This window comes from Cryptosporangium phraense (assembly GCF_006912135.1).
GTDB lineage: Bacteria > Actinomycetota > Actinomycetes > Mycobacteriales > Cryptosporangiaceae > Cryptosporangium > Cryptosporangium phraense.
Genome location: NZ_VIRS01000029.1, coordinates 1 through 16494 on the forward strand (window position 1 = coordinate 1; position 16494 = coordinate 16494).

15 protein-coding genes are annotated in these 16494 nt (G+C 72.3%); all 15 read left to right on the plus strand.

Going from position 1 to position 16494, the window contains the following annotated elements; genetic code table 11:
* The first annotated feature begins 326 nt into the window (after nucleotides 1–326).
* The 15 genes from FL583_RS30765 (at nucleotide 327) to FL583_RS30830 (ending at nucleotide 16477) form a co-directional block, all read left to right on the plus strand.
* Nucleotides 327–1361, plus strand: a complete 1035-nt coding sequence (locus FL583_RS30765) for an aromatic ring-hydroxylating oxygenase subunit alpha (RefSeq protein WP_142708379.1) — start codon at nucleotides 327–329, stop codon at nucleotides 1359–1361.
* Nucleotides 1358–1510: a hypothetical protein gene (locus FL583_RS40475; protein ID WP_170323958.1), complete on the plus strand. Its 153-nt coding sequence runs from the start codon at nucleotides 1358–1360 to the stop codon at nucleotides 1508–1510. Before FL583_RS30765 ends, FL583_RS40475 begins: the two co-directional genes overlap by 4 nt.
* Entirely contained in the window at nucleotides 1503–2429 is a 927-nt protein-coding gene (locus FL583_RS30770; RefSeq protein ID WP_205752604.1) for a PDR/VanB family oxidoreductase, read from the plus strand. The genes FL583_RS40475 and FL583_RS30770 overlap by 8 nt, the downstream gene beginning before the upstream one ends.
* Nucleotides 2426–3184, plus strand: a complete 759-nt coding sequence (locus FL583_RS30775) for an IclR family transcriptional regulator (protein WP_205752605.1) — start codon at nucleotides 2426–2428, stop codon at nucleotides 3182–3184. The genes FL583_RS30770 and FL583_RS30775 overlap by 4 nt, the downstream gene beginning before the upstream one ends.
* A gap of 223 nt (nucleotides 3185–3407) precedes the next feature.
* Entirely contained in the window at nucleotides 3408–4973 is a 1566-nt protein-coding gene (locus tag FL583_RS30780; protein WP_205752606.1) for an ABC transporter substrate-binding protein, read from the plus strand.
* 9 nt (nucleotides 4974–4982) lie between these two features.
* Entirely contained in the window at nucleotides 4983–5924 is a 942-nt protein-coding gene (locus tag FL583_RS30785; RefSeq protein ID WP_142708380.1) for an ABC transporter permease, read from the plus strand.
* Nucleotides 5921–7771, plus strand: coding sequence for a dipeptide/oligopeptide/nickel ABC transporter permease/ATP-binding protein (locus FL583_RS30790; RefSeq protein ID WP_142708381.1), 1851 nt, complete (start codon nucleotides 5921–5923; stop codon nucleotides 7769–7771). The genes FL583_RS30785 and FL583_RS30790 overlap by 4 nt, the downstream gene beginning before the upstream one ends.
* Complete coding sequence (locus tag FL583_RS30795) at nucleotides 7768–8796, plus strand: oligopeptide/dipeptide ABC transporter ATP-binding protein (protein WP_142708382.1); 1029 nt, start codon at nucleotides 7768–7770, stop codon at nucleotides 8794–8796. The genes FL583_RS30790 and FL583_RS30795 overlap by 4 nt, the downstream gene beginning before the upstream one ends.
* Nucleotides 8793–10127, plus strand: a complete 1335-nt coding sequence (locus FL583_RS30800) for an alpha/beta hydrolase domain-containing protein (RefSeq protein WP_142708383.1) — start codon at nucleotides 8793–8795, stop codon at nucleotides 10125–10127. Before FL583_RS30795 ends, FL583_RS30800 begins: the two co-directional genes overlap by 4 nt.
* Nucleotides 10114–10941: an alpha/beta fold hydrolase gene (locus FL583_RS30805; RefSeq protein WP_142708384.1), complete on the plus strand. Its 828-nt coding sequence runs from the start codon at nucleotides 10114–10116 to the stop codon at nucleotides 10939–10941. The genes FL583_RS30800 and FL583_RS30805 overlap by 14 nt, the downstream gene beginning before the upstream one ends.
* Nucleotides 10938–12182: a CaiB/BaiF CoA transferase family protein gene (locus FL583_RS30810; RefSeq protein WP_142708385.1), complete on the plus strand. Its 1245-nt coding sequence runs from the start codon at nucleotides 10938–10940 to the stop codon at nucleotides 12180–12182. Before FL583_RS30805 ends, FL583_RS30810 begins: the two co-directional genes overlap by 4 nt.
* Nucleotides 12179–13252 carry a 2-hydroxyacyl-CoA dehydratase family protein gene (locus FL583_RS30815; RefSeq protein ID WP_142708386.1) on the plus strand — a complete coding sequence of 358 codons (1074 nt, stop codon included), beginning with the start codon at nucleotides 12179–12181 and terminating at the stop codon, nucleotides 13250–13252. Before FL583_RS30810 ends, FL583_RS30815 begins: the two co-directional genes overlap by 4 nt.
* Nucleotides 13249–14487 carry a 2-hydroxyacyl-CoA dehydratase family protein gene (locus FL583_RS30820; protein ID WP_142708387.1) on the plus strand — a complete coding sequence of 413 codons (1239 nt, stop codon included), beginning with the start codon at nucleotides 13249–13251 and terminating at the stop codon, nucleotides 14485–14487. The genes FL583_RS30815 and FL583_RS30820 overlap by 4 nt, the downstream gene beginning before the upstream one ends.
* A complete protein-coding gene (locus FL583_RS30825) occupies nucleotides 14484–15443 on the plus strand; it encodes a PaaX family transcriptional regulator (protein WP_205752607.1) in 960 nt (319 codons plus the stop codon). Before FL583_RS30820 ends, FL583_RS30825 begins: the two co-directional genes overlap by 4 nt.
* 53 nt (nucleotides 15444–15496) lie before the next feature.
* Entirely contained in the window at nucleotides 15497–16477 is a 981-nt protein-coding gene (locus tag FL583_RS30830) for a LacI family DNA-binding transcriptional regulator (protein ID WP_205752608.1), read from the plus strand.
* The last annotated feature ends 17 nt before the right edge of the window (nucleotides 16478–16494 follow it).

Sequence of the window (16494 nt, forward strand, 5' to 3'; positions counted from 1 at the left end):
GCCGAACTCGGGCGCCCGTGGCGGTGGTTGGGGGAGCGCGATCGGGGTCGTCACCAGAAGGCCTCCGGGGTAGGACGCAGGTCTGCGCGGCATCCGATGTGTACACCCCGGGGCCAGCGCGCGCGGTAACGAAGACGTAACATTGCTCCGATGGCTGAAGCGCTCTCATCGATCGGTAGGCGCCGAAATGTTTCGGTACCGCCCGGATCCCTGGGATGTTTGAGAAAGTCCGCTGATCGGGTTCTTCCGCACTGCGGAAGTGCCCGCCCGTACGTCCCGGTGCGGAGCCCACACTGACGCCTCCGAGCCGAGGCGGAGGTCCGACGATGACGTCGATCGTGCGAAACCAGTGGTACGTGGCCGCGTACGGCCGGGAGATCGGGCGCGACCTGTTCTCCCGGACGATCTGCGGGGAGTCGATCCTGTTCTGGCGGACCGAAGCCGGTGCGGTGACCGCGATGTCCGATCGGTGCGTGCACCGCCGGTTCCCGCTGGCCGAGAAGCCCAGCCATCTCGTCGGCGACACGGTCGTCTGCGGCTACCACGGCTTCACCTACGGCGCCGACGGCGTCTGCGTGGCCGTCCCCGGGCAGGCCCGGGTGCCGCGGACGGCCCGGTTACGGTCCTACCCGGTCGTCGAGCAGGACTCGTTCGTCTGGGTCTTCATCGGGGAGCCCGCGCTCGCGGAGTCGGTCCCGATTCCCCGCGCACCCTGGCTGAGCCAGGAGGGGTGGACCACGGTCGCGGGCCGGGAGCCGCTGGCCGCCCGGGCGAGCCTCCTGGTCGACAACCTCATGGACCTGTCCCACGAGACGTACCTGCACGGCGGCTACATCGGGACGCCGGAGGTGGCCGAGACCCCGATCACGACCGAGGTCGACGACGAGGCCGGCGTCGTCCGGGTGTCCCGGCGGATGGCCGACGCGGCCTGCCCGCCGTTCTACGCGAACTCCACCGGCCTCACCGGACGGATCACCCGCTGGCAGGACATCGAGTACCAGCCGCCCTGCCTCTACACGCTGCACTCCCGGATCGCCCCGGTCGGCGTGCTCCCGAACGACGACGGCACCGACCCGGACGCGTTCCACGTCGAGGTCGTGTACGCGATCACCCCGGAGACCGAGCACTCGACCCACGACTTCTGGGCCGTCGCCCGCGATTTCGCCCTGGACGACCAGGGCGTGTCGGACTTCCTCGCCGAGAGCAACCGGACTGTCGTCCTGCAGGACGTGGCCGCGCTGAACGTCCTCGAGCAGGTGATCGCGGGCGAGCCGGACGGCTACCAGGAGCTGTCGATCAACATCGACACCGGCGGTCTGGCCGCCCGCCGGATGCTGGACCGCCTGGCCACCGGTCGATGACCGGGGCCCGTCGGCCGCTGCGGGTGACCTGGATCCCCGGCTCCGACCTGCTCCACGGCCGCTGCCACTGCGGAGCCGAGCGGACGAGCAGCGATCCGGTGGCCCTGTGGGACTGGCTGCTCGACCATCCGGAGCACGCCGGTGACTGACGATCGACTGCTCCGGGTGGAGAGACGCGAGACCGCGGCCGACGGGGTCGTGCTGCTGGAACTCGTCGACCCGGACGGCCGGGCGCTCCCGGCCTGGGATCCGGGCGCCCACATCGACCTCGTGCTGGGGCCGTACGTCCGGCAGTACTCGCTCTGCGGCGACCCGGCCGACCGGGCCCGCTGGCGGATCGCGATCCTCCGGGACGCCGACGGGCGGGGCGGATCCGCGTTCGCCCACGACCGGCTCGCGGCCGGGGACGTCGTCGCGGTGAGTGGGCCCCGGAACCACTTCCGGCTCGACCCGTCGCCGCGGTACCTGTTCGTCGCCGGCGGGATCGGCATCACGCCGATCGTCCCGATGGTGGCCGCGGCGACCGCGGCCGGGGCCGACTGGGAGCTGCACTACGGCGGCCGGTCGCGCGCGTCGATGGCGTTCTCCCACCGGTTGGCGGCCGACTACGGCGACCGGGTGCGGGTCCACCCGCAGGACGAGACCGGCCTGCTCGACCTCGACCGCATCCTCGGCGGGTCCCGGTCCGGCACGCTGGTCTACTGCTGCGGGCCGGAACCCCTGCTCCAGGCGGTCGAACAGCGATGTCTGGCCGGGGAACTGAGGGTCGAGCGGTTCTCGGCCCAGCCCCGGGACGAGGGCACCGCGTTCGAGGTCGTGCTCCGGCGCAGCGGGCTCACGCTGACCGTCCCGCCCGGCCGGTCGATCCTCGACGTCGTCGAAGCGGCCGGCGTCCCGGTGCTGTCGTCGTGTCGCGAGGGCACCTGCGGCACGTGCGAGACCGCGGTCCTGGACGGCACGGTCGACCATCGCGACACCCTGCTCACCGCCGACGAGCAGGCCGCCAACGACACGATGTTCGTCTGCGTGTCGCGAGCCGCGTCCTCGCCTCTGATACTCGACCTGTGACCCGCAGCGCCCACGGCCTCGCCATCCGGCGGGCGACCCGGCTGCTGGAGGCGTTCGGGCCCGACCGGCGCACGATGACGCTCACCCAGCTGGCGCACCGCACCGGCCTGCCGCTGACCACCGCACACCGGCTGGCCGGGGTGCTGACCGAGTGCGGGCTGCTGGAACGGGACGACGCCGGCGCCTACCACGTCGGTCTGCGGCTGTGGGAGATCGCGGCGCTGGCCCCGCGTGGGCTCGGCCTGCGCGAGGTCGCGTTGCCGTTCATGGAGGACCTGTACGCGGTCACCCAGGAGAACGTGCAGCTGGGCATCCGCGACGGGCTGGAGTCGGTGTTCGTCGAACGCCTGGCCGGGCGGCTGGCCGTGCCCGTCCTGACCAGGGTCGGCGGCCGGTTCCCGCTGCACCCCACGGCGCTGGGGCGGGTGCTGCTGGCCTACGCCCCACCCGACGTGCAGGAAGCCGTGCTGGCCCGGCCGCTGGCGTCGTTCACACCGCGGACCGTCACCGATCCGCGGGCCCTGCGGAAGATCCTCGCCGAGGTCCGGTCGCTGGGCTGGGCGGTCAACGACCGCCAGGTGACGATGGACTCGCTGTCGGTCGCGGCCCCGGTGCGGGCCGGCGACGGCAGCGTCGTGGCCGCGGTGTCGGTCGTCGTGTCGGCCGGATCCGCGACCGCGAACGCGCTGGCGCCGATGGTCCGCGCGGCCGCGCGGGGCATCTCCCGATCGCTCGGGAGCGACACTTCCGACTAATCGGTCGCCAGATACGTTGCAGAACACATTACGTACGTCTGGCTAAGTGACATCTCGACGCCCTGAAATGCCTGCTCATCCCCAATTATCCCGGTCGAAGCGTGCCCACCTCCCGGGAAAGAAGTATTCAGAACGCGTGACAGATACCTTGCCGCCTGACATCACATGTATTACGTTCGCGTGACCCGGTCATCCGGACCCACCCCCAGGTCTTGGAGAATCAATGCCGACTCTTCACCGCTACAAATTTCTTGCGGCGACGGTGGCCAGTGCGATGGCGCTGACGCTGACCGCGTGCACGAACGACAGCTCGTCGTCGTCCAGCGGCGGCACCACCTCGGAACTCAACCTGCAGTTCGTCGGGGTACCGATCAGCCTCAACCCGGCCCTGGCCGGCAACGGCGGCTCGACCGTCTACACCGCGCTCGCCTACGACTCGCTGATCCACCTGAGCAACGACGGCAAGCTGGAGCCCGACCTCGCGGAGTCGTGGAAGTACGTCGGCACCGGCAACAAGGTCTTCGAGCTCACGCTCCGGTCCGGCGTCAAGTTCACCGACGGCAAGCCGCTGACCGCCGACGCCGCGGTCGCGTCGATGCAGTACTTCCTCAAGGCCGGCGGCCCGCTGGTGCCGTCGGTCGGAGCCATCGACAAGGTCGAGGCGACCGGGCCGCTGACCGTCCGGGTCACCTACAAGCAGCCCAACCCCGACGCGGCCGGGACGATGGAGCAGTACCACGGCATCGGCACGCTGATCGGCCCGGACGGCCTGGCCAACCCCCAGAGCCTGCTCACCAAGAGCGACGGCACCGGGGCCTACGCCTACGACAACGCCGGGTCGGTCGCCGGCAGCCGGTACAGCTACACGAAGAACCCGAACTACTTCAACCCGAAGGCCCAGCGCTTCTCCAAGGTGTCGGTCCGGGTGATCGGCGACCCGCAGGCCGTCCTCTCCGCGGTGCGGACGGGCCAGGTCGACTACGCCTCCGGCAACGACTCGACCGCCGACGCGGCCAAGGCGGCCGGCCTGAAGATCGTCAAGGCGCCGTTCTTCAACTGGGAACTGATCCTGGGCGACACGAAGGGCACGATCAGCAAGCCGCTGGCCGACCCGCGGGTCCGGCAGGCGATCGGGTACGCGATCAACCGCGACGCGCTCTCCAAGGCGTTCAACGCCGACTTCACCAAGCCGAGCACGCAGCAGCTCATCGAGGGTGCCGACGGCTACGACCAGAGCATCGGCTACACCTACGACCTGCAGAAGGCCAAGTCGCTGATGGCCGCGGCCGGGTACTCGAAGGGCTTCCCGCTCGAGATCCTCACCGAGTCCGTGCTCGACCGGAACACGACCTACTCGCAGGCGATCGCCGACGCGCTCAAGGCCATCGGTATCACGGTCAAGTTGAAGGTCATCTCGACCACCGTTCCCCAGTTCATCGGGGAGGCCACGAGCAAGAAGTACGCGGCCGCGATCTGGCCGAGCGCCGGCCCGAACATGTTCCAGAACTACAGCCAGGTCTCCGGCGGTCTGTTCAACCCGTTCGGCCACCAGGACGCACAGCTCGACGGCATCATGCAGCGGGCCTCGGCGGCCGACGGGTCGGAACGCACCGGGCTGTACCAGCAGGCCTCCAAGCGCTTCCAGGAGCTGGCCTGGCTGATCCCGGTCATCGCGACCGAGAACGTCTACTACGTCAACAGCAAGCTCGAGGGCGTCTCGGCGTCGGTGGGCAACCCGAACCCGATGCCGATCGGTCCGACGCCCGACCTCTCCTGGCGTAAGGCCTAGGGGTCGGTCATGCTCCGGCTTCTCGTCAACCGGCTGGCGTTGTCGGTACCGCTGCTGTTCGTCGTCTCCGTACTGGTCTTCGGGCTGGCGTCGCTGGTGCCCGGTGACGCCGCCCGGACGATCCTCGGCGAACAGGCGACGCCGCAGGCCGTCGACTACCTGCGGAACCAGATGGGGCTCGACCGGCCCTGGTACGACCGGTACGGCAGCTGGCTGGCGGGAGTCCTGCACGGCGACTTCGGCACCTCGATCCTGAGCGGTCAGGACGTCTGGACGACGCTGAACACCCGGTTGAGCGTCACGCTGTCGCTGGTGCTCACGGCCCTGGTCGTGAGCACGGTGATCGGCGTGGCGCTGGGCCTGGTCAGCGCCGTCCGGGGCGGGTTCCTCGGCCGCCTGGTCGACGTCGTGTCGCTGATCGGGCTGGCGCTGCCGAACTTCTGGATCGCGATCGTGCTGGTCTCGCTGTTCGCCGTGCAGTTCCGGCTCTTCCCGGCCACCGGGTACGTCCCGCTCACGACGTCGCCGTCGGAGTGGATCAGCTCGCTGGCGATGCCGGTGGCCGCGCTGAGCCTGCTCGGCATCGCGGTCATCGGGAAGCAGACCCGCGACTCGGTGCTCGACACGCTCGACGCCGAGTACGTGCGGGTCCTGCGGGCCAACGGGGTGTCGGAACGGCGCATCCTGTTCGTCCACGTGCTGCGCAACGCGGCGATCCCGATCGTCACCGCGATGGGCGTGGTGGCCGTCGGCATGGTCGGCGGTTCGGTGTTCATCGAGAGCGTGTTCGTCCTGCCCGGCCTGGGCAGCCTCGCGACCCAGTCGACGCTCGACCACGACCTGCCGGTGATCCTGGGCCTCGGCGTCTACTTCACCGTGCTCGTCATCGTCGCGAACCTGCTGGTCGACGTGGCCTACGGATTCCTCAACCCGAAGGTGCGGGCCTCATGAGCGCGATCCTGCGCCGTCCGCGCGGCCTCGTCGCGGTCGTGTTCCTGGTCCTGCTGACGCTCGCGTGCGTGTTCGCGCCGCTGCTCACCCGGTTCGGCCCGCTGGAACAGCACATCGAGACGGTCCGCGGGCTGCCGTCGGGCACCTACTGGCTCGGCACCGACATCCTCGGGCGCGATCTGTTCAGCCGGATCCTCTACGGCGGCCGGTCGTCGCTGCTCGGCGTGGTGGAAGCGATCGTGGCCCACCTGGTCGTCGCGGTGCCGCTCGGTCTGGTGGCCGGCTATTTCGGTGGGCTCGCCGACCGCGTGATCATGCGCCTGGCCGAGCTGCTGATGTCGATCCCGGCGATCATGATCCTGCTGGCCGTCCTGGCGATCTTCGGCAACAGCCTGCCGGTGGCCATGATCGCGCTCGGCGTCCTGAGCTCCGGCGGGCTGATGCGCCTGGTCCGTGGGGCCGCGCTGGTCGCCCGGGAGGAGCTGTACGTCACCGCGGCCGAGCTGATGGGCCTCTCCCGCTTCCAGGTGATGGTCCGGCACGTCCTGGGCCGCTGCCGGGGCGTCATCATCGTTCAGACGTCGCTGTTCGCGGCGATCGCGCTGGGCGTGCAGACCGGCCTCACGTTCCTCGGCCTCGGCCCCCAGCCGCCCGCGCCGACCTGGGGCGGGATGGTCGCCGAAGCCGCCTCGGTGTTCAGCCAGGACCCGTGGATGCTGGTGCCGCCCGGCACCGTCATCGCGCTCACCGTGCTGGCGTTCGGTGTCCTCGGTGACGTCGTCCGGGACGCGACCTCGGAGCGCCGGTCGGCGGCCGGCGCGGGCCGGACCCGCCGCCGGGCCTCCCGGCCCGCGACCGCGGCCGAGCCGTCGACCGCGCTGCTCTCGGTGCAGGGCCTGTCGGTGGCCGTCGGCGGTGAGTCCTCCCTGCGCCTGCTGGACGACGTGAGCTTCGACATCGCCGCCGGGCAGGTGGTCGGGCTGGTCGGCGAGTCGGGCAGCGGCAAGAGCATGACCGCGCGGGCCCTGATCGGCCTGCTGCCCACCAACTGCCTGGTCGAGTCCGGCCACGTCGTGTTCGACGGAAAGACGCTCGACGAGGGCAGCTTCCGGGCGGTCCGCGGCCGCGAGATCGCGATGATCTCCCAGGAGCCGATGGCCGCGCTCGACCCCTCGTTCCGGATCGGGTCGCTGGTCGGCGAGGTCGTCCGGGCGGTGGAGGGGCTGCGCGGCCGGGCGCAGCGGGACCGCGTCGTCGAGCTGCTGACGATGGTCGAGATCCCGGACGCGGCCGAGGTCGCGCGCCGGTACCCGCACCAGATCTCGGGCGGGATGGCCCAGCGGGTCGCGATCGCGATGGCGCTGGCCGGCCGCCCGCGGCTGCTGATCGCCGACGAACCGACGACCGCGCTCGACGTCACGGTCCAGGCCGACATCCTCGACCTGCTGCGCCGCCTGCAGCAGGAGAACGGGATGGCGGTGCTGCTGGTCAGCCACAACCTGGGCGTGATCGCCGACATGTGCTCGACGGTGCTCGTGATGTACGCCGGGCAGGTCGTCGAGCAGGCTCCGGTCGACAACCTGTTCGCGCTGCCCGCTCACCCGTACGCGGCCGCGCTGCTGGCGTCGAGCCCGGAGAAGGCCGGGATCGGGCAGCCGATCCGGGCCATCCCGGGCACGGTACCGGCCCCGGACGAGTGGCCGTCCGGCTGCCGGTTCGCCAACCGCTGCGAGCTGGCCCAACCGGCCTGCCGGGCCGAGGCCATCCCGCTCATCGACGTCAGCGGCGTCCACCGGTCCCGGTGCATCCGGGTCCCGGTGCTGCTCGAACAGGAGGCCGCCCAATGAGCGCCGACCCAGTGAGCACGGACGACACGCTGCTCCGCGTCGAGCAGTTGCAGGTCGACTACCCGACCGCGCGGCGACGCACGTTCCGGGCCGTCGACGCGGTGGACCTCACGATCCGGGCCGGCGAGACGCTCGGCCTGGTCGGCGAGTCGGGCTCCGGCAAGTCGACGATCGCCAAGGCGATCCTCGGCATCGCGCCGGTCTCGGCCGGCGTGATCAGCTTCGACGGCACGGCGCTGGACCCGAAGCGCGTCCGCAGGCGCAAGCCGGTCACCGACATCCAGGCGGTGTTCCAGGACCCGACCAGCTCGCTCGACCCGAGCAAGACCGTGGGGTACACGGTCGCCGAGCCGCTGCTGGCCCAGCACCGCCGGGCCGGGCGGACGGTGCCGCCGGCCGAGGTCCGCGAGCAGGTCGCGACGATGCTCGGGCAGGTCGGCCTCGGCGCCGCGGCCGCCGCCCGCTACCCGGCCCAGTTCTCCGGCGGCCAGCGTCAGCGCATCGCGATCGCCCGGGCGCTGATCGTCGACCCCCGGCTGGTCATCTGCGACGAGGCGGTCAGCGCCCTCGACCTGTCGATCCAGGCGCAGATCCTCAACCTGCTCAGCGACGTCCGGTCGGAGCGCGGGATCAGCTACCTGTTCATCTCGCACGACCTGCAGGTCGTCGAGCACCTCGCCGACACCGTCGTCGTGCTCTACCGAGGCCGGGTCATGGAGTCCGGTCCGGCCGCGGTGATCCACCGCAGCCCCGAGCATCCGTACACCCGCGCGCTGCTGGCCGCCTCGCCGGTGGCCGACCCGAAGCTCCAGCGCGAGCGCCGGGCGGCCCGGGAGGTCTACCGCGGTGCGCCGGCGCGGGCCGGCGCGCTGGGGGAGAGCTGCCCGTTCCGGCACCGGTGCCCGTTCGCGATCCCGCGCTGCGCCGAGGAGCGTCCGGCGCTGCGGCCGTCCGGCGCTGGTGGGCAGGTCGCCTGCCACCGCGCCGGCGAGCTGCCCGCGCTGCCGACCGGGGTGGTCGCGTGACCGTCACCTCGCTGACGCTGCTCGGCACCACCGCGCTCCAGGCGGGCTACCGCGAGCAGGAGTATCTGGTCAGCGGGTTCGCCGACGAGTGGATCTACGACGCCTGGGGTGAGCCCGAACGCGGGCTGGCCGGCGTGCCCTACACGTCGAGGTTCCTGCTCCGCCGTCCGGCGGACGACGGCCGGTTCACCGGGGTGCTCCAGGTGGAGCCGCTCCACCCGGAGTACGACGCCGCGCTGAGCTGGCAGGTCCTGCATCCCTGGATCCAGCGCACCGGTGCGGCCTGGGCCGGCGTCACCCAGGACTACCGGCTGGCCGAGTGGCTCCGCGACGAGGTCGACCCGGCCCGGTACGGCGAACTGTCGATCCCGATCCCGAACCTGCGGTACGAGATCGTCGCCGACGTCGCCGAGGCCCTCCGGACCAACCGGCTCGGGGCCTGGGGCCCGCAGGGCCAGGTCGACCGCGCGTACCTGTCCGGCTGGTCGATGACCGGGAGCTTCGGCCGGGTGTTCCTCGGCGACGGCTTCCACCGGCGCCGTCGCGTCGCGTCCGGCGCACCGGTCTTCGACGGGTACGTCATCGGCATCTCGTCCGGCGGTGCGGAACGGGCCGGCTACCCGGGCCTGTCCGACGAGTGGGACGTGCCGGCCGAGGACCCCCGGCGGGTGATCGGCGGGCACGACGTCCCGGTCGTGGAGCTGCTCAGCGAGCTCGAGTCCGAGACCCACCGGGCGATGCTCCGGCCCGACAGCGACGCCGACGACGACCGCTACCGGCTCTACCAGGTGGCCGGCACCTCGCACGACTCGCTCGGCCCGCGTCCGGAGCCCGACCGGCTCGTGCCGATCGTGGAGCAGCCCAGCGAGGCCCGGCTGGACCTCGTCGCCCGCGCGGTCTTCGCCCGGCTCGACGAGTGGGTCCGAGACGGCGTCCGGCCGCCGACCGCCGACCGGTTCTCGTTCGACGCGGACGGGAACCTGGCCCGGGACGCCGACGGCAACGTGCTCGGCGGTATCCGCACCCCGTGGATCGCCGAGCCGCTGGCCCGGTACGCCCCGCACAGCACGCCCGCGGTCACCACGGTGGCGGCGGCCCCGTGGTCCCCGGTCGCCGACCCGGCGCTGATGGCCTTCCTCCGCGGCCACCGGACGCCGCTCGACCCGTCGGTCGTCCGGAGCCGCTACCCGTCGGCCGAGGACTACCTGACCCGGTACGCGGCGCGCTGCCGCGCCCTGGCCGACGAGGGGTTCCTGCTCGACGACGACATCGAGACGCTCCTGGCCACCGCTCGCGAACAACTTCTGGAGTGCTCCCGTGCCCTATCTTGATGTGTCCGGAACGAAGCTCTGGTACGACGAGTACGGCACCGGCCCGGACGTCGTCGTGTCCTGCGCGTCCGGGTTCAGCACGTACCCGGCGGTGCTCGCCGAACCGCCGATCGGCGCGCGGGTGTTCACGCTCCAGGCCCGCGGATTCGGCCGGTCCGACCACCAGTCCGAGCCCCCCGCGCAGGGCTGGCTCGACCAGTGGGGCGACGACGTCCTGGCGCTGGCCGATCACGTCGGGGCCGAGCGGTTCGTCTACACCGGGGTCTCGCACGGGGCCGGCATCGGCTGGCACCTGGCCTGGCGTCACCCCGAGCGGCTGCGCGCGCTGATCTCGGTCGTCGGCACGCCGCACGATCGCACCGGCGACACGTCGTCGTCGGCCGGGCGCCGGAAGGTGATCGAGAACCGGGGCAACGTCGAGGAGATCGAACGGCAGTTCCAGGTCCTCGGCGGTCCGACCGACACCCCGGAGCAGGCCGAACTCCGGGAGCGGACCATCGGCGCGATCGTCCGCAAGCACGTGACGTACACCGACGAGGAGGCCCGGATCAACCAGGGCATGCCGTTCCCGCAGGCGACGACCAACGACGCGGTGGCCGCGATCCTGCGCACCATCGACCTGCCGGTGCTGATCCTGGCCGGGATGCGCGACGGCGTGATCTCGCCGGAGTCGACGCTGCGGGCGGCCCGGAGCGTCAAGCGGGCCAAGGCCGTGCTGTTCGAGGACGAGGGGCACTTCGTGGCCGAGGAGCGTCCGCAGCGGCTGGTGCCGGAGATCGCGATCTTCCTGGACGAGCTGGCCGGTGCCCGATGACGGCCGGGCAGAAGCCGCTGCGTGGCCGGGTCGTGCTCGACCTGACGACCGCGCTGGCCGGCCCCTACGCCACGCTGCTGCTGGCCGGTCTGGGCGCGACCGTGATCAAGATCGAGAACCCGGCCACCGGCGGTGACAGCTCGCGCAACAACGCCCCCTACCTGGGGGAGGGCGGGCTGCGTCCGGACCGGGGGAGCGCCGAGGACATGTCGGTCTCGGTGATCGCCCGGGCCCGCAACAAGCAGAGCATCACGCTCAACCTCAAGCAGTCCGCGGCCAGGGCGGTCTTCCTCGAGCTCGTCGAGCACGCCGACATCGTGGTCGAGAACTACGCGGCCGGCACCGCCGACCGGCTCGGCATCGGGCACGAGGCCTGCAAGCAGGTCAACCCGCGGATCATCTACGCGTCGATCAGCGGGTTCGGCGCCCAGGGTGCGCCCGGCTCGGGCAAGGCCATGGACTCGATCATCCAGGCGCTGTCCGGCGTGATGTTCACGTCCGGGGAGCCGGACAGCGACCCGGTGCGGGTCGGGCTGCCGGTCGCCGACCTGCTGGCCCCGCTGTTCGCGGTGATCGGGGTGCTGTCGGCGGTCATCGAGGTCGAGCAGGGCGGTACCGGTCAGCAGGTCGACGTCTCGATGCTCGGCGCGCTCACGTCGCTGCTGTCGATCGAGCCGTTCGACGCGTTCGAGCAGCTGGGCCTGCCGACCCGGACCGGCCGGACGCTCCCTCGCCTGGCGCCGTTCGGCCTGTTCCCGGCGGCCGACGGGTGGGTCGCGCTGTGCGCGCCCACCGACACGTTCGCCGCCGGGGTGTTCCGCGCGCTCGGGACCCCGGAGCTGGCCGACGACCCGCGCTTCCGGACCCGCGACCGCCGGGTCGGCAACGCCACCGACCTGCACGCCCAGATCGACGAGTGGACCAGCAAGCACACCACCGAGGAGATCGTGGCCCTGCTCGCCGAGCAGGGCGTTCCCGCGGCCCCGGTCCGGGAGCCGGCCGACGCGATCCACGACGACCTCGTGCGGCAGCGCGGCGAGGTCGTCGACCTCGAGCACCCGGACTACGGGGCCACCGCCCGGGTGTCCGGTCCGGGCCTGCCGATCCGGTTCTCGGAGTCGGCGGCCGGCTTCGACCGGCCCGCGCCCCGGCTGGGCGAGCACACCGACGAGATCCTGCGCACGCTGCTGGGGTACGACGCCGAGCAGATCGCCGCCCTGCGGCAGAACGGCGCCCTGTGACCGCTCTCGCCACCCTCGACGAGGCCTACACCGATCGGTACGCCCGGGCCCGGTCCTGGCGCGAGCAGGGCGGGACCGTCGTCGGGTACGTCGGGGCCGACGTGCCGGTCGAGCTGATCACCGCGGCCGGTGCGCTCCCGGTCCGGCTCGCCGGTCGTCCCGGGCGGCCGGTCGGCCGCGCGGTCGACTACCTGGGCTCCGGCGTCGACGCGGCCACGCTGAGCCTGTTCGCCGGGCTGCTCGACGATGCCCCGCCGATCGACCTGCTGCTGGTCTCGCACGACCGTGAGGCCTCCCTCCAGCTGTTCTACGCGCTCCGCGAGATCCGCCGGCTGGGGCTGGAGCCCCAGTTGCCCGAGACCTGGCTCGTCGACGTGCTGCACCTGCCGCACCGCAGCACGGCCGCCTACAACCTGGTGCGCCTGCGGGAGCTCCGCACCCGCCTGCAGCGGTTCCTCGGCGTGTCGATCGACGCCGACGCGCTGGCCGCGGCCGTCACGGCGCACGACCGGATCCGCACCGCCTGGCGGGAGCTGGCCGCGCTCCGGGGCGACGAGCGGCGCGCGCTGACCGGGGTCGAGGCGCTCACCGTGATCGGCGCGGGCGGCACCCTGCCGGCCGACGAGTACGAGCCGCTGGTGCGGCGGGCACTCGACGAGCTGGCCGGCCGGGAGCCGCGGCCGGGCGTCCCCCTGGTGGTGACCGGCAGCGCGCACGACGAGCCCGGGGTCTACCGCGACCTGGAGGACGACGGGTGGCTGGTCGTGGTCGAAGACCACGACTGCGGCAACGCGGCGGGCGGGCCGGAGATGACGCCGACGCTCGAAGGCCTGGCCGAGTGGTACCAGAACCGGGTGGTCACCGAGTCCGCGGCCGCCGCGGTGGCTCGGACCAGTGCCCAGGGCGTCCTCAGCTACGTGCGGAAACACGACGACGGTCCGCTGTGGGACTTCCGCGGGATCGACGCCACCGTCCCGGTGCCGGCCGCGCTGGTGAGCGCTCAGGACTACGGCGCGGTCGACCTGGCGGCCGTCCGCGCCGGACTGAAGACCGTAGGAGACCGACGATGACCGACCGCCTCCCCTCGGCCGGGGCCGCGCTGGCGCACCAGCGGACCTGGTTCGCCGAGCTCCAGCGCCGGGCGGCCGACGGCGAGCCGGTGGTCCTGGCCAACGCCGACGCCCCCCAGGAGATCTTCCGGGCGCTGGACGTGCCCTACGTGGTCAATCAGTGGTGGGCGTCGATCATCGGGGCCAAGCAGCTCTCCGGCGCGTACCTGAGCCGCCTGCGTGGCCTCGGTTTCCCCGACACGAGCGAGCAGTACAACTCGCTGGCCCTGGCCGGGCTGCTCGGTCCGGACGCCGACGGCGGCCCGTGGGGCGGCCTGCCCCGCCCGTCGCTGGTCGTCGCGGAGACGTCCGGGGACGCGCTGCACAAGGTGTTCCAGGCCTGGGAGACCGAGCTCGGGGTGCCGTACTACGCGTTCGAGAGCGCGGCCGAGCCGGACGTGCCGATCAACTGGTGGGAGCTGATGCCCGACCGGTGGGAGCAGGCGATCGGGCCGGCCCGGATCGACCTGATGACCGAGGAGCTGCTCGGGCTGATCCGGCACGTGGAGACGCTGACCGGCCGGGCCCTGCGCCAGTCCCGGCTGCGCGAGGTCATGCGGCTGGCGAACGAGCAGGCCGAGTGGAACCGGCGGACCCGCGATCTGCTGGCCCGGGTGCGCCCGTGCCCGATCCGGGTCAGCGACGTGATCCCGAGCGTGATGATCCCGCAGTGGCACCGGGGCACCCAGTGGGCGGTGGACGCGGCCGAGCGGCTCTACCACGAGGTGCGCGAGCGGATCGGCACCGGCGTCGGCGACGAGCCGGAGCGGCTCCGGCTGATGTGGATCGGCCGGGGGCTCTGGCACGACATGGACGTCTACCGGCGGTTCGAGCGGTCGCACGGCGCGGTGTTCGTCTGGTCGATGTACCTGGCGCTCGCGGCCGACGCCTACGCCCGCTACGGCGACGACCCGCTGCGCGCGCTGGCCGCCCGGTTCTGCGCGTTCCACGATCAGATGTACACGCCGCCCTGGAGCGGGGAGTGGTACGTCAAGGAGGCGCGCACCCATGGCGTCCAGGGGGCGATCCACCTGATCAGCGCCGACTCGCGCAACGCCTGGGCGACGACCAGGTGCCTGCGCCAGGCCGGCGTCGACGTCCTGGAGATCGAGCTGGAGAACGCGGACGCCCGGGCGTACGACGCGGACGACGTGAACCGGCGGATCGAAACCTGGCTCGACGGGTTGGCCTCGTGACGGCGGAGGTCGAATTCCGGCTGCCCCGAGCGCAGGGAGGACCGAACCCGCAGCACCTGTTCGTCACGCTGTTCGGCGACTACTGGTGGGCCCGGGCCGAGCACCTCCCGTCGGCCGGGCTCGTCGCGCTGGCCGGCGAGTTCGGGATCTCGTCGGCCTCGGCCCGGGCCGCGCTGAGCCGGTTGCGCAGGCGACAGCTGCTGTCCGCGTCGAAGATCGGGCGCCACACCTACTACGGCCTCGCGCCCACGACCCGGCAGACGATCGTCGAGGGCGGCAGCCGTATCCTCTCGTTCGGGATGGACGACGACCCGGCCGAGTGGGACGGCACCTGGCTGGTCGTCGCGTTCTCGATCCCCGAGGACCAGCGGGACGTCCGGCACACGCTGCGGACCCGGCTGCGCTGGCTCGGGTTCGCCTGCCTCTACGACGGCGTCTGGGTGTCGGCGGGCGGCTCGGCCGGCGGCGACGCGTCGGCCGCGGAGGCCAAGGCCGTCGTGCGCGAATGCGGCATTCGGGACGCCAGCATCTTCCGCGCGACCAGCCTCGACTCGGTCGGCGGGGACACCGGCCGGCACCCGCTGTCGGCCTGGGACCTCGACCAGCTGCGGACCGCCTACCAGGAGTTCATCGACCGCTTCGAGCCGCTCTACCAGCGCATTCTCGACGGCGACATCCGGTCGAGCGAGGCTCTGGTCGAGCGCACCGCGGTGATGGACGTGTGGCGCTCGTTCCCCGGGCTCGATCCGGGCCTGCCCAGCCAGGTGCTTCCGGCCGGCTGGCCGCGGCACCGGGCCCGGGAGGTGTTCGCCAGCGTCTACGACGCGCTGGGGCCGCTGGCTCAGGTCCGTTTCCAGCACATCCTGTCCCAGCACGCCCCGGGGCTGGCGCCGCTCGTCGACCATCACCTGACGACGTCCGGGCCGATGGTCGGGATCGGCGTTTCCCGCCCGTAGAGTGCTTCTGGTAAAACACTTTTAGACCGTTGGGACGGGCTCGAAGCGAGGCGATGTTGGGGGCGGACCACCGGGTCACGATCTACGAGGTCGCCGAGCGGGCCCAGGTCAGCATCTCCACGGTATCGAACGTACTGAACAAGCCCGACCGGGTCAGCCCGGCGACGCGGGCCCGGGTGCTGGCCGCCGCCGACGAACTCGGGTTCGTGCCGAAGGCGCAGGCGGTCAGCCTGGCCCGCCGGGCGACCGGGCGGATCGGCGTGATGGCGCCGTTCACCTCGTACGGGTCGTACCTGCGGCGGCTGGCCGGCGTGCTGTCGTCGGCGGCCGAGCTGGAGATCGACGTCGTCGTGTTCGACCACGAGTCGGCCGCCTCGGCGTCGTCGCCGGTGCTGGCCAGCATGCCGATCCACGGCCGGCTGGACGGTCTGATCGTGATGGGCCTGCCGATCGAGGACGAGATCGCCGCCCGCCTGCGCGAGCGGAGACTGCCGACCGTCGTCGTCGACGCGGACAGCGCGTTGTTCAGCCGGGTCATGGTCGACGACCACGCGGGCGGACGGCTCGCCGCCGCCCACCTGCGCGACCGTGGCCACCGGCGGGTCGGGTACCTGCTCGAACGTCAGGTCTCGGACTACGAGTCGCAGGCGATCAAGCGGCTGGCCGGCTTCGAGCAGGTCATGGCCGGGGGCGAGGTGACGGTGGCGACGGCCGAGAACTCGGTCGACGGGGCCCGCCGGGCGGCGTCGGCGCTGCTGGCCGCCGAGCACCGGCCCACCGCGGTGATGGCGCACCACGACCTGCTCGCCGTCGGCGTCCTGCTGGCCGCGCGCGACCACGGCCTGCGGGTCCCCGAGGACGTCGCGGTCATGGGCTTCGACGACGGCGAGGCCGCGGCCGCGGCCGACCTGACGACGGTCCGCCAGCCGTTCGAGGAGTCGGGCAGCGCGGCGCTGAACATCCTCCTCGAGGGGTCCCCGGTCCGCTCGACGACCGTGCTGGACGTGCAGGTGGTCGAGCGCTCGACGACCTGATCGCCGGTCTGCGGCCC